Raw genomic sequence first — 14,934 nt, forward strand, 5'->3', positions numbered from 1 at the left:
AATCAATTTACAGTTGGCGAACTGACAAGGTTCGTGATTAACAAATCCGTGATTTCCTGGATGGAGAGTATCCAATGTGGGTTGGCGCGTCTGATGGCTGCTTGGGGCATTTCCGGGCTTTCGGCTTCTTCCGGTTTTTGGACGATGGCGAGGCCCCCGGCTTCTTTGATCAAACTCAGACCATACGCACCGTCTTGGTTGCTACCGGTCAATACGATTCCAATGAGCTTGTGTTTCCAGGCATCGGTGGCTGTTTCAAACAATACATCAATAGAAGGCCGGGCGTAGTTGACTCTTTCGTCAAGAGTCAGGGTGAAGGTGCAATTGGTTTCCACTAGCAAATGGTAGCCTGGAGGGGCAAAATATACGATTCCTCCTTGTGCCTTTTCTCCGATATTCGCCTCTTTTACATGTATGATTGCTTGGTTATTGATAGAGGTAATCCATCTTAAACTGCTATCTGTGGCAATATGTTGAACAATGATGACTGGCAAAGGGAAACTTGCCGGCAAGGCATACACCAACTGCCGGATGGCTTTGAGTCCTCCGGCCGAAGCCCCCATCACAATAGCTTGGTATTTTGTCCAGGTGATGTTCATGAATGATGCATTAATTTTCTCTTATAAATCTTTTCTGATTCGCTCAATATGCTAAACTGATCCTGTACCAAAGTAAATTTTAAGCTTTCTTTTGTACCAAGGCATAAGATGCCCTGTGGACTGAGGCTGGCCACAAAAAGGTTGAATACTTTATCCCGTAGCGGGCGGGTAAAGTAAATCATCACATTCCGACAAATAATCAGATCAAACTCATTAAAAACCCAGTCCGTTACCAGGTTGTGGTTGGCCCAGACAATGTTTTGTTTTAAATTCTGATGCATGATGGCCGCTTTATACTGGCTGTAATAGTACGTGCTGAAATCTTCCTTTCCTCCCGACAAACGATAATTGATACTGTACTCCCGCATTCGCTCATTTTTATAAATACCGTCCCGGGCCAAAGCCAGGTTCATTTCATTGAAATCGGTAGCGTAAATCCGGCAACGGGAGTACAGGCCTTCTTCTTTTAAAAGTATTGCTAAAGAATATACTTCTTCTCCACTGGCACAGCCGGCATTCCAAATTCTGATAAAGGGAATGGTACGCAAGAGGGGAATGGCTACCTGACGGAATTTCAGGTAAAACTGCGGGTCCCGGAACATTTCGGTGACACAGATGGAGAACTGCCGGATTAAGGCCGTAGCCAAAGGGATGTCTTGGGGGATTTGTTCCTGTGCGGCTTGTAACGTGGGGATATCTTGTAAATGCAACCAATGTAAGATGCGCCTTTTGATATGTGCCCGGCTGTATTCCCGGAAATCATATCCATAATGATTGAAAATGATCTCCAGGAATTGTTCGATTTCCTGATCGCTGATATATTGATTGCTAATAGGGCCCATAGGATACCTTGTTTGGTAGAATGACTCCGGGGATGTGCGTTCAAAGTATCTGAAAATATCGAAGAGACAGCCTGTTACGGATTTTAAACATACTTATTTTGAATCGCTAAAAAATAGAAAATCCGCTTATTAAAGATAATGATATTTTAAGTTTGATCATAAGTTTTTTACAAAAAATAAGGTATCAAAATATAGAAATTAAGTATTGGATGCTGCTTTTTTATTGGAATTCGAGAGGTGGATTTCCGGGCAAGTGAATTGGCATTTCTGAAAATTTAATATTTTTACTAAAAAACTGTAGTATAAGAATATACTCGAAGAACTATCATTAACTATCATCACAACTATCTTTTCTCCATTCTTAAGGAATAAATTAAGTATGCGACTCCTTGGGTCTTTGATATTCTGGGTGCTATTTTCCCCTTTCGTTTTTGCTTCTGTTCCCGATAGTTTACACCATGGATTGGCCGGTGCGGATGACAGCCTCCGGGTTGAAATCTATAATAAATTGGGTGACTATTATCAGTACAAAATGCCTGATTCCGCTTTGATTTATGTTGATAAAGGCTTGGAATTGGCCATGCAAAAGGGCTTTCTACACTTGCAACATAAGTTGTTAATCCAAAAGGCAAAGTACCTGGATGATCAAAGAGATACGGATCGTATTATGCAATGTTATGAAGAAGCCGGAAAAGTTGCCCTGCAATCCGGTGATACGGCCTTGATCATTCAAAGTTATAAGTTGCTGGGAGATTTTCATTTACTCCGAGCTCAATTTACCCTGGGTAGAGAGTATTACCAAAAAGCGCAGAATGTATACTGGCAACTGCAGGATAGTTTGGGGGTGGCTGATATGAAAACCCAATTAGGTATTGCGTATGATCAAGAAGGGCTTTACAACCGGGCGCTTACTTATTATATGGATGCGCTGGATTTATACATCCAGCAAAAAGACTCTGCTACAATTTCTGCCGGATTAAATAACATTGCGATTATCTACAAGCGGCAAGACCAGCTGGAGGATGCGCAAACCTATTATGAGCAAGCATTGTCGATTAGCCGCGCCATCAATGATACTACCGGGATGGGGGTGACAATGGTCAATCTGGGTTTGCTTTACAAAGACCAGGGAAAATTTGAGCGTTCGGAGCGGATGTTTAAGGAGGCCTTGGCAATTTTTGAACACAAACGGAATTTCTATGGTAAAATGGTAGTGCTCCACAATTATGGGGAGTTGAAGTTTGCCGAAAAAAATTTCCGGAGCGCTTTGGACTATTTCACTCACTCAAATATGTTGGCGGACAAAGAAGGGGTGGTGGTATTGATGGCAAAAAATATTTACTCCATCGCCAAAACGCTTTATCAGCAAAATCACCGGAAACAAAGTCAACAAGCTGCGCACCGCAGTTTGAAAATAGCTGAAGATGCCGGCCTGATCGAAGAGCAAAAAGATGCCCATGAATTATTGGCGAAAATATATGAAAAGGCCGGGCTGTTTGAGCAATCATTGAAGCATTTTAAAAAATCAGTGGTTTTGAAAGAAGATCTTTACAATGAAGACAAGGCTACTTCTATCAATCGCTTAAAGTCCGAGTTTGAACTCAAACAAAAAGACCAGGAAATTCAGAGCCTGAAAACCGAACAGGTGTTGCAACAAGCCCGTACCAAGGCCGAAAGCCAGATGAATAAAGTATTGGTAGTAGGTTCTTTACTTTTGATTGTCAGTCTGTGCATCTTGGCCTATCATAATTTTAAAACCCGTAAGTTCAATCTTTTATTAAGAGAACAGAAGCTGCAAGTCAGTCGTAAAAACGACCAAATCCGGCAAAGCCAAGAGGCTTTGTTGGAAAAAAATAAGGCATTGGAACGCATTAATTTGGAAAAGGATGATATCATGGCTATGCTGGCACACGACTTACGTAGCCCGTTGAACAATGTGAAAGGCCTGTTGAGTTTGATGGAATTGAGTGGGATTGATAACCTGACCGGCGAACAAGCAAAATGCATGGGAATGATGCGTAAGGCTACCGAAAAGCTGGACCAACGTATCAACTATATGTTGGATGTGGAAGCCATCAATGCCGAGCGAATCAATTTGCATGAGGAAGTGGTGAAAGCGAAAGAGATCGTGGAGCAGGTACATGGGGTGTTTAGAGAGCCTGCCCGCCAAAAACAAATTCACCTGATTCTGGAAAATTTAAATCAGGAAGTAGAGGTAAAAGTAGACCGGAATTATATGGTTCAGGTGTATGAAAATTTAGTGTCCAATGCGATTAAGTACTCTCCTGAAGGAAAGAAAGCCTGGTTGGGCGTACTTTCTCAAGAAAACAAAGTGCGGTTTTATGTAAAGGATCAGGGACCCGGCATTTCCTCACTGGAAGCCAATAAATTGTTTCATAAATTTCAAAAACTAAGCAGCCGGCCTACTAAAAATGAAAAGTCTACGGGACTGGGCTTGGCGATTGTCAAAAAATATGTGGAAGCTATGGGCGGCAGTGTAGGGTATATCAGTGAAGTAGGGAAAGGAGCCGAATTTTATATAGAGTTTTCTTTGGCTGAGGAGAGAATGGTAAGTTAATAAGAAGAACCTACAGAAATATTATTAAGCATTCGAAGGTCCCTCTCTCGAAGTTAAGTGTGATTGCCCCTTAGGAGCCAAGGTGGGGCTGGCCCGTACTTTTTAGGCTAACTTGTACTACAAATAACAATCAGGCGGTTTTCGTTTAAAAGCCAGCTTATTCCCTACCTAACAACTCTTACCTTGTTTGTTTACAACATCAGAAGAACAATTCTTTAAAATAATTTATTTAGAATTAGTCTAATTAAGAATTGAATTATATTTTTGCCGCTTAACTAACTTTCCCGGGTAATCGATGAGTGTACGAATACTGTTTACAAGCATTTTATGGACTTTAGGGGTAACGGTGGCGGCTTGGGGCCAATCCGTCAAAGGCATTGTGAAAGATGACAACGGTAAGGGTCTGCCCGGAGTTATGGTGGAGATTCGGGGTTTACAGAAGATAACGTTTACCAATGAACAAGGGGGGTTCGAACTCAAGGTACCGGAGCAATTGCAGGAGTTTTCCCTGCTTTTTCATCTCCTGGGCAAAAAAGACGTACAGCTCGATTTTCAGCGAGACTCCGTTCCTGCCACAGTGCTGGTGGTGTTGCTGGATAATGATTTGTACCTGGACGAACTGGTGGTGACCGAACAACGCGAAACCAACGGCAACAGCTCGGCCACGGTATTCGAAGAACAGGCCATAAACCTTTTGCAGGCACAAAGCCTGGCCGAGGTCATGACCTTGCTGCCAGGTAAAAGGATCGAACAGCCGGAGATGTTTAGGGTACAGACGTTGAGTTTACGGACGGCCAATCCCGACCGGAATAACTCTTTTGGGGTGAGTTTTCTGATCGATGATATTCCCCTCTCACAAAACGAAAACATGCAATTGTACCGGCCACATACAAAGGGATTTAATCCGGTGAATCAACGAAGGCCCACCAATGATCCGGCCGGGGGAATTGACTTACGGACCATTCCGGTGGGGAATATCACCAAAGTGGAAGTGAATGCCGGTATTACCGATGCCCGGTATGGAGATGCGACTACCGGCCTGGTACGAATAGAACGGGAAGCGGGAAAAGCGCCTTACAAGTTGAGGATGACCATGCGGGGAGGCTCTTATAGTTTTAGTTTGACCAAAGGTTATAAACTTTCCAAGCGGAGCCAATTGAATGCTTCATTGGACTACTTGCATGCGGCACAGGACCCTCGCGATATGTTGACCCAGTATAAACGGGTTACCGGAAACCTGCTCTGGACGGTAAGAAATCGCAAAAATAGATTGCGAAATACCGTTTCGGCATCCGTATCTACCAACTTGGATGGGGAAAAAGAAGAACCGAATTCTCCTGGCAGGAATACTGCCAAAGAGAAAAATCATTCTTTCCGCTTTTCCAACCGCTTGCATTGGAGTCCAAAGAAAGTCCTGGACCGCTTGAGTTTCAATACCGGTTTCTCCTTTGGCATCCAGCAAACTCGTAGGACTTCTTTTGTTAATAACGGAGGGAATGTGGTTGCTCTGGGAATGGAAACCGGTATGTATGAAGCTACTTATACACCGGTGGCCTATACCTCGGTAAGGGAAGTGGATGGCAAACCCCTTTCTGCGCATAGCAGATTGGAAGGAGACAAAAGTTTTTGGACCGGAAAGATCAGACACCGCATCAATGCCGGTATAGAGATTAATTTTAGCGATAACCTGGGGGAAGGACGGAAGGTCTCCAGTGAAAATCTTGATGTACAATTAGCTGTTGGCAATGGAGTAGGGGAACGTTCCTATGCTTTTAAAGACCGGGTGCCTGCCAGTTGGCGTTGGGCGCTTTACTTACAAGACAATATGATTATTCCGTTGGGGCAAAAGGAGCTGGAAACCAAACTGGGTTTTCGCTACGATAGAATGAACGGTTATGTCTCGATGAGTCCGCGCCTCAACTTGGGTATGAAGATCCATAAAAACTGGCATTGGCGGGGAGGGGTCGGCTATTTTACCAAGGCGCCTAGCCTGGTGCATATGTACAACGGCAATTTGTATTACGATTTTTTATTGGCCGACCACCGGAACAATTACTACGCCCGGGCATTGGTATATACCTTGGTGCGCGATGGGGATGTAACCGATCTGAAACCTTCCAAATCCTGGAAAACGGAAATGGGATTGGATTTTAAAAAGAAAGGTTATTCGCTCTCGCTGACCGGTTATTATTCAAAACGCTATGATGGCTTCGAAAAGAAGAGTCTTTACGAACAGGTGAACATTCCGAAACTACAGTTCGAACCGGTGGAGCCTACCCGGCCTCCGTTGTATGAACAAACCGGAGAGGAGAAAGTACTCATTAAATATACACGGATGACCAATGCTCACTTTTCGCATGATTACGGAGCAGAGGTATTGGTTTCCACCCCGAAATTACAAGAAATTAATACTTCCTTTACCCTGAGTGGAGCTTATTGGGTGACAGAGACTTCCTCTACCTTGCCTCATATCATTAATTCGAACGACCCGTTGTCCGAGGAGCTGAAGGCTTTTCACAAACGCGCAAAAAATTTGTCTAAGGAACTGAATTTGCGATTTACAGTCGTACATCATATTCCGGAGGTGGGCTTGGTATTTACCCTGATAGCCGAGCAGTTTTTGATCAAAAGCAACAAAAATTATTTCGATTCGCCTTATCCCTATGCCTACCTGGATCGGAACCTGGTCTACCATGAACTTTCTGAGGAAGAGCGGGCCAACGAGAAATACGCGCATTTATGGATTCAGAAAGTCAAAGTAACCGATACACATGCTCCCTTGGTGTACCACAATTTTCATATCAGGGCTTCCAAGCAAATGAGCAATGGGATTCAACTGTCCTTTTATGCCAACAATTTTCTGAATTACCGGCCTACCTATAGGGATAATGAAAACAAAGAAAAAAGATTAAACGAAGCCATTTCTTTCGGAGGGCAATTAACCATAACCTTATAACTAATATCGTAATATGAATTTCCTAAAAGTAAACTGTTTAGCCATTTTTATGGGTTTGTTTTTGTTTACCGCCTGTAATGAAAATGATGATGGAGTACCTCCGATAGAGCCGGTGTCCTATCAGGTACAACTGGGCTTTAAAGCATCCCTTTCGGAAATCGTTCCTATGGGGATAGAAGTACGGTTGAGAAATCTGAATAGTGACCTTGAATATACCGGTACTACCGATGAAACCGGTCTGGCAGAATTTGCCGCCATCGTGCCCGGAAGCTATGAAGTAAAAGCCAATTTGCAACTTACCCAAAGTGAATTTAAAGAATTGTTTGGTTTTACCACCCAAAATGAGTTGACCAACTTCAATGCGGTGCATACCGGGGTAGTGATTAATCATAATCAGGCTGCCAAAATCGAGTTGACCCTGGAGTCGGCACGGATTGGCGGTTTGGTATTCAAACAAATTTATTATGTAGGTTCTGACAGGAATAAAGCCGCAATGTTCCGGGATATGTTTTTCGAAATCTATAATAACTCGGACGAGGAAATATATCTGGATGGAATCTGTTTTGCACAATTATTCGGCTCTACATCGACCAAGGGCGACAGCAAGCAATTCGACTGGTCCCAATCCATTGGCCAGACCAAAGGTGACCGGTCCAATACCGGTTATGTCTATGCCGATCATGTGTATAAAATACCGGGTTCCGGCACGGACTATCCGTTGGCACCAGGGGCAAGTGTAGTGATAGCCGGTACAGGGATCAATCACAAAGCACCCTTAGTGGTAGATGGTAAGGAGTATAAGGTTGAAGACCCTTCTTTGACTGTAGATTTATCCGATGCAGCCTTTGAAATAAACCTCAGGCAGTACCGCATCGATCGAGGAATGAAACCTTATTCAACGGATATTGACAATCCGGATGTGCCGAATATGGACATTGTGTACAATTTGAGTAATAAAGATTTAATATTAGATGTAATGGGGAGGGATTCTTTTATACTTTTCAGATTGACCGAAGACGCCTCAAATTGGGATCGTTTACCCAATCCGGAAGAAACAGTCGTAGATGAAGATACAAAACGGTATTTACAAATCCCTGTGGAAATCATTGTTGATGGAGTAGAAATTAATAGGCCTGTGAAGCCATTCCCAAGGCGTTTGCCACAAGCCATAGACGGAGGGTATACATATGCGCCTAAAGGTATTTTTTCTTCTCAGTCGTTGATCCGTAGAGTAGCCACAACCTTGGACGGTCGTAAAATTTTGCAAGATACCAATAACAGTTCAGAAGATTTTATCACTATCGATCTCCCCTTGCCTGGCGGTTGGGTAGAGTAAGCATTCTATACATTTCGCAGTCTGGTGTTGAGTAGGTACTGTTACTTCGCCAACATCCGGTTACGGCAGCTCTTGGTGTTCATTCCTGGCAGAGGGGGGCTTACCCTTCTCTGCTTTGTAAAAAAGCAGGAGTCACCTGTAAGGAGGGGAATGTATTGTAACGTTGAATAGTTACAACATCTTTCGGCAATCAGGTATAAAATTATCTATCGTTGAAATCATTTTGATGAAATCCATTATTATCTTCAGTTTGTTATTTTCCTTCGGGTTGGTCCGGGTTCCTCGTTTATCGGCCCAGGTTGATTCCATTCCTTTGCCTTTGAAAAGCCAGCGTTGGCAATGGTTTCGTTCAATGCCTACAGGGTTGGGGCAAACCATGCCGGAGGCCTATGCGCTGAGTTATTTCTATGCAGATTATCGAAAACAAGCTTTTCGCCAAGGAAGGCAACCGGGTTATGTAAAACAGTTTGGGTTTTATACCGAGGGAATCACCAAAGTGAAGCAAGTGACCTTGTTTGGCGAAGCCCGCATAGAAAAAGAGTTGCTAACGGACCATAATTGGGACCTTTCTCATGTTGAGCAATTGCGGGGTGAACAAAATGTCAGCCCTTTTCACTACGCTGCCTACCATCCGGGAAACTGGGACAATCAGAAATATGAATTTAAATTGGGGTTTACAGTGCCTCTGTTCAACGAAAAACTGCAACAAGCTTTGTACTTACGCTATGAGGCGAGTAATTATTACCGTTTACAAGAGCCTCAGCCCAAGATTGATTATTTTCTGATTAATTTTTCTTACCAGGCGGCTTTTCAATTGGCTCCGGGTTGGCAAGTTGGGGCTTTTGTGTCAAAAGGTAAATCCGAAAAGGAATTTAATATTAACTACAAAGATGTATACCGGGATTCTCCCTCTTTCCCGGAATATTATAACCGGATTGTAATTGGGTACGGTACAGTAGAAGGAGCGGAGCAACGCAGAGGGGAGCCTGTTAAAAAGGATACGGATTTTGGCGGTTTTATTCAAAAGACCACTTCCCGGCAGGATGCTTACCTGAAGATCAAACGCTATTCCTTTACCGATGAATATATATTTCCAACCATCGAAAATGGAAAACGGATAGGATCGGATACCATCGGGGATTACCGCTCTGATGGTTGGGAACTGAATGCCTTGATTGTGGGGAAAAGCGCTTACCAATCCCGTTTTCTTAGAATACAGGCTAATATGGCCGATGGGATTAATTACAACAGGGTCTTGGGAGGATATAATTATTTGTACAAGGAAAGCGCTCTGGAAATAACAGTAGGGAAAACAAACTGGCAGCGTAACTACCATTCTATATGGCTAGGTGCCCGTTACGATACTTATCAAAAAGAAGATACCCAGGCAGAAGTCCTGCTCAAAGTCGCTAACCTGAAAGGAGAGGTAGGTTGGTTAAAAAAATACGCTTTGCCCAAGGGCCATCACCTGCAACCCCTGGTGGAAGGCAGCTATACGGTCAGCTTGTCGAAACGGCTTCAGGTAGGGGAAGGATCGGTGGACCAGGCTTTTTATCAGGATATTATCCAACGGGACTATTTCTTTGCCACGGCCGATAAAGTAAGCCTGACTACCGGCCTGGAATACGAGGTTCCCATGAAGAAGGAGAGCCACCGGGCATTTATCCAGATACAAGGCAATCTTTTACAAGCTATTGCTACCTCTAGTCAAATGGAAGGATTACCCGAAAGCTGGAAAAAATTAAACCTGACGGCAAGCCTGAAACTTGGATTCAGGTTTTGAATAAAATCGCCATTAATAACTAACCACTATTGATAATTCCTTTGACAATGAAATATCCGTTCGTACTACTTAGTTTGTTTTTATTCGGAGGAGCCACCTACCAAAATGTACAAAAAGCACCTTCCTTTTCCGAACCGGCGGCTTCCGGGGATACCCTTACCTTGCGGGAAATTTACAGCCTTCCCCCGGAGCAATGGCCGGCCCCTTTTGTGGATGATACCATTGTCTGGCAGGAACTCGGGTCTTTACCGGAGCCCCGGTTTCCGGGTGACAGTTTGCCGGATACCCGATTGGTTGAGCTGGGAAAGCAGCTGTTTTTCGATCCGCGGCTTTCTTCTTCCGGGCAGGTGGCTTGTGTTTCCTGCCACCATCCCGACCTCAACTGGGCGGACGGAAGGCGGAATGCCATGGGACACGACCTCCGGGAAGGCAAACGCAATTCCATGTCCATTCTGAATACCTGGTTTTACAAAGAACTGTTTTGGGACGGACGGGCTGGCAGTCTGGAAGCGCAAGTACACTTTCCTTTGGAAGATAGTGTGGAAATGAATGCGGTGACGGAGTTTGTTGTCCGGAAGTTGACCGATATACCAGGGTATCAATCGCAGTTCCAGGCGCTTTTTGGCAAGGACGAAGTGGAAGCGGAAGATATGTTCCGGGCGATTGCTACCTTCGAAAGAACCATTACGAGCCGGAAATCCGACTTTGACTACTTTTTAGAAGGTAAAACCCACCGGATGAGTGACGAAGCTTTGCAGGGTTTACATCTTTTCCGTACCAAAGCGCGCTGTATGAATTGCCACAATGGCCCGCTTTTTACCGATAATCAGTTTCACAATGTAGGACTGACGTATTACGGAAGAAAATACGAGGACTTGGGCCGCTATCACGTGACGGGCCTGCCCGAAGATATCGGGAAATTCCGTACGCCCAGCTTACGAGATGTTATGCGGACCCGGCCCTGGATGCACAATGGGATTTTCGACAGTATGGAAGGGATCTTGAATATGTATAATATGGGAATGCCCCGGCCCAAACCCCGGAAGGAGATGGAAAACGATCCCTTATTTCCGGTTACCTCGCCTTTATTACACAAACTCGGGCTGACTAAACAGGAAAAAGAGGCCATCATTGCCTTCTTACATAGTATTACGGCTGCGTCTTCTCGTATCTCCCGGCCGGAATTGCCACAGTAATTTTATTAAGTTTGGTGAATGCGTGCAAATACGATGAGAGGTCGTATTTCATACATTCATTAGCGATTATTACGAATCAAATAGTACAAGGGAGCCAAAGGGTGGGTGATGTAATTTTCCCACAGGAAAAAGTATTCACCCACGCGCTTCAAGGCTTTTCAGAGCCTGAGCGAGTGTGGATTTGAAGATTCTTGTCAGAATTCCGGCCTATTGTGGAAACATATTTTCGCTATCATCCCCTGAAAGGGGACAAAAGGGTATGCCCAATGCGAAAGCTCAATACGAGCTTGTTAGGAGCAAGAGTTCGATTGTACTTTACGGAGGTGTAAAAAAGTACCGGCGGTACTTCCCCGGAACCCGTACCGTTATGAATAAACCGCTCTTCTTCTCCTTTTCAGAACAAAAATACCGGTGTTCAGCCTAAAAAAGACGGCAACTGCCGGGAAGCCTTTTTGTTAGGGGCCTTTCAGCTATTTTCACTTATTTTCATTTTTTTTCAGCTATTTTCAGTTAGCTTTTCACTTAGCAGAGGCGCGAAAAAAAAAATTTATTGAAGGCTTGCTAAGTGAAAATAAGTGAAAAGGGCTGTTAAGTGAAAATAGCTGAAAAACAGCCAGTCATCCGTTCGAATTAACCGGAGCGAATCAAGGGCTAAATTCCACGCCAGCTTTGTATTTTTCAAGGAATACCGCTTCGGGAGTAAAATACCTTGGAATTTTTTGCCACTTAAAAACAGGGCGGGGTCAGAAAGGCGGGGAGGAGCGTTTCGTTGCCAGGGACTAGTTGTTAGTGATTGGCTATTTGGAGTTGATGGCTATTGATTACAACATTATCCCTCCGAACATGGGCCTTGACGGAATACTAGCAAGAAAGCCAGGGGTTTTGGGAGCCATAAAAATTAGAGATTTTACGGAAAACAGTAAATTAAGGGAGAAAAAGTAAAAAAATACGGATGAGCCTTGTGTAAAGTATAAGTGACTGTATGTTTTTGGGCTCTTTGAGGGGAGGGAGAGGAGTTCTGTAGATGAACAAATTATGCGTCATACTGAAAAAAAAACTTAATCAATTATTCGTAATAAGGTTTCTGATAAACATGCCCTTATGGATACTTCTCCCATCTGCGCTGTTCCCGGGCCGGAAAGCTTTGGAATTTTTCAGGCGGGTTGATAGAGATCCGTAACGGTTCACCCGTAACAGGATGGGTAAAATGCAAAGCTACTGCACAAAGAAACAGGCCTTTATGTTGCATGGTTTCCGGGCCATAGAGGGAATCACCGATGATAGGATGTCCCAAATGAGAGAGGTGAATGCGCAACTGATGAGTACGTCCGGTCAGTGGAGATAACTCCACCAATGTAAGCCATTGGTGTTGTAAAGAAGGCGTATGGGATAATGCGGTATATTCCGTGATGGCCTCTTTGCCTTCTATCATTTGTGCTATCCGGCCGGAACCTTCTACTTTTCCCGCAACAATGGCTTTGTATTGTTTATGAATGGTTTTCCGGGCAAATTGATGGCTAAGATAATGCAAAGCCTGAGTTGTTTTGGCAATGAGTACCAAGCCCTTCGTGGGACTATCCAAACGGTGAACAGGCCTGGGTTGTAGCAAAGCATCGTAAGCCGATGAAGGTTTCAAATTGAAACGCAGGGCGTTTTCCAGCGTGCGAAATTGATTGCCACTGATACGTAAGCCGCCCGGTTTGTTGATTACGGCCAAAGCATCATCTTCATACACTACGTGCAAAGGGAGTTCATAGATTTTGCCCAATCTATCCTCTCTTTCCACGAGTTCGATACATTGGCCGGCTTGCACCCAATGGCCTGTGGAGGATACTTGTCCGTCTACTAATAATTCTCCTCGTTTGATGGCTTTTTTGATGCCTTGGTGAGAAGGTAACCGTTCGAATAAACCTTGTACATAGTCACTTAGTCGTTGAGGGAGAATTCCTGGAGGTACAATATGGTTTTCAAGGCTTCGCATAGGCTAATCTGTTTTGGCAAAAATAGAGATTAATTTGCGAATACTCTTTGATGAAGGCAAGCCCAATGAATTTACATAAAAATACCCCTTCTTAACATAAGAAGAGGGTATTTGGTGGATTAAGGAGTGAGATACCTCCTGTATGACGCTGATTTCACAAATTGCTGACCTTGGATGTATGGCTACGCTATTCCTGGTTTTTTTTAGGCAACAATTGCTTGGTCATAGCCGCTCCGATCAATGACTCCAGTGGAGTTCCTCCCTTGGTATCCCCTCCCATAATCATTACTTCGGGGAATTTAATGTTGGCAAGCTCGGTTGCTACACCGATGGCTGTTTCTTTCTCTATTTGGGCTTTTTCCTGCGGGGTTAATCCGGCAGAAACCAGTTTTCTGTTTTTATACGATTCGGCATCTGCTTTTACCTTTTCTGCTTCAGCTCTTAGTTTTTCCGTTTCCAAAGCCAGTTGAGCAAGTTTACGGTTGGTTTCTTCTTGTTTCAACTTGGTTTCAATGGCAATCAATGCTTTAACCTGCTCTTTTTCTTGGGCCACCCGTTCCCCGGCTTTGTCGCGCTCTCCTTCTGCCACAATCCGGGCTTGGGCATCTTTGGCCGTTTTGATTTTCTGCTGTTCCAATTGGCGTTTGGCGGATTCGTCTCTCTGTGCTTCCAGGCGCTTTTTAAAGGCTTTCTCCAGAATGACATCATCCACAATCACTTGTGCCACAATGACATTACTTTCGTTGATGTCATGAGGGATTCGGATGGTTTTCCCTTCATTATCCAGCCGTTTGTTCACCTCATACCTTGTCCGGATTTCCTGGATAGAGCGACTTTTTTGTTCAATGGCGGTTTCCAGGGTGTCTTTGTATTCGATCTTTTGTACACTGAAGGTTCCCATTTTTAATTGATCATCAATGGCTACCCGGAAGTCAGAAGCCGAGCCGGAAATATAATCTTGTGCGGCAAACATATACCCTGTGTTCGACACCACTTCTCTTACAGTGGGAATCAAAGTCGTTTGCACCAGATTCTGTAACGAGCGGTATTCAATGGCCAGGTTGATAAAAGATTCCGGGTCCGTAGGCAATTGGAAACGTGTAGACAGCATGGCCTTGGCCGTTACCTGATCGATAAACCGGATGGGAATAGGGTCCATGGCTCCTTCTATTTCACCGGTTTCTTCATCGGCGTTTACTACTTTTACATCGATGTATTTTTGCCAGGGAATTACTTGAGCAAATCCCCTCCATTTTATTCCCTCATCCATGATCGCACTCTTAGACCCGGTAGGATGTACCAATACATACTGATAACCGGGCTCTGCATAAAAGAACAGATAAGGGAAAAGTATCAGGGTGGTTCCGACGAAAGCCAATGCACCGGCCATACGATGGAAGAGTTTGATAACGGTAGAGGGTGAATGATTTTCGTGTCCCTCCTTCAAATTTAATTTTTTACTTACCAGGGGAGCTGCAAAAAATAAAAATGCAGCAAGGAAAATGAATAAAATCCCAAAAATGATCATCGTTTTAGAGTTTAATCAGTTAATATTAGCTTGTTAGTAATGGCGCAATAGGGTATTTTTTTACAATCCGTAAATCGTAAATTTCCTATAGACTATAGACGTCTTTAAGCAGGGTTTACCCACAGCAACCTGTAC

9 protein-coding genes are annotated in these 14,934 nt (G+C 44.0%); 5 read left to right on the plus strand and 4 right to left on the minus strand.

Translation table 11 applies throughout. The features are described 5' to 3' along the window. Positions 1 to 2: 2 nt before the first annotated feature. Together AAG747_RS00080 and AAG747_RS00085 are read right to left on the minus strand one after the other, a co-directional pair. On the minus strand, positions 3 to 599 hold the full coding sequence (locus tag AAG747_RS00080; protein ID WP_346819068.1) for a chemotaxis protein CheB: 597 nt from the start codon (positions 597 to 599) through the stop codon (positions 3 to 5). Continuing rightward, positions 596 to 1,441, minus strand: a complete 846-nt coding sequence (locus AAG747_RS00085) for a CheR family methyltransferase (protein ID WP_346819069.1) — start codon at positions 1,439 to 1,441, stop codon at positions 596 to 598. The genes AAG747_RS00080 and AAG747_RS00085 overlap by 4 nt, the downstream gene beginning before the upstream one ends. A gap of 379 nt (positions 1,442 to 1,820) precedes the next feature. Here AAG747_RS00085 and AAG747_RS00090 point away from each other — a divergent pair, with 379 nt between their 5' ends. The 5 genes from AAG747_RS00090 (at position 1,821) to AAG747_RS00110 (ending at position 11,290) form a co-directional block, all read left to right on the plus strand. Continuing rightward, on the plus strand, positions 1,821 to 4,019 hold the full coding sequence (locus AAG747_RS00090; protein WP_346819070.1) for an ATP-binding protein: 2,199 nt from the start codon (positions 1,821 to 1,823) through the stop codon (positions 4,017 to 4,019). Positions 4,020 to 4,314: 295 nt separating this feature from the next. After that, on the plus strand, positions 4,315 to 6,975 hold the full coding sequence (locus tag AAG747_RS00095; protein WP_346819071.1) for a TonB-dependent receptor: 2,661 nt from the start codon (positions 4,315 to 4,317) through the stop codon (positions 6,973 to 6,975). Positions 6,976 to 6,988: 13 nt separating this feature from the next. Next, positions 6,989 to 8,311: a DUF4876 domain-containing protein gene (locus AAG747_RS00100; RefSeq protein ID WP_346819072.1), complete on the plus strand. Its 1,323-nt coding sequence runs from the start codon at positions 6,989 to 6,991 to the stop codon at positions 8,309 to 8,311. A gap of 226 nt (positions 8,312 to 8,537) precedes the next feature. Then, entirely contained in the window at positions 8,538 to 10,094 is a 1,557-nt protein-coding gene (locus AAG747_RS00105) for a DUF6850 family outer membrane beta-barrel protein (RefSeq protein WP_346819073.1), read from the plus strand. Positions 10,095 to 10,141: 47 nt separating this feature from the next. Then, a complete protein-coding gene (locus AAG747_RS00110; protein WP_346819074.1) occupies positions 10,142 to 11,290 on the plus strand; it encodes a cytochrome-c peroxidase in 1,149 nt (382 codons plus the stop codon). A 1,099-nt stretch (positions 11,291 to 12,389) separates the two neighbouring features. Here AAG747_RS00110 and AAG747_RS00115 read toward each other — a convergent pair. Together AAG747_RS00115 and AAG747_RS00120 are read right to left on the minus strand one after the other, a co-directional pair. Continuing rightward, complete coding sequence (locus AAG747_RS00115) at positions 12,390 to 13,271, minus strand: RluA family pseudouridine synthase (protein ID WP_346819075.1); 882 nt, start codon at positions 13,269 to 13,271, stop codon at positions 12,390 to 12,392. 187 nt (positions 13,272 to 13,458) lie between these two features. Beyond that, entirely contained in the window at positions 13,459 to 14,661 is a 1,203-nt protein-coding gene (locus AAG747_RS00120) for an SPFH domain-containing protein (RefSeq protein ID WP_346819076.1), read from the minus strand. Positions 14,662 to 14,934 lie beyond the last annotated feature (273 nt).

The organism is Rapidithrix thailandica (assembly GCF_039710355.1).
GTDB classification, from domain to species: Bacteria; Bacteroidota; Bacteroidia; order Cytophagales; family Flammeovirgaceae; genus Rapidithrix; species Rapidithrix thailandica.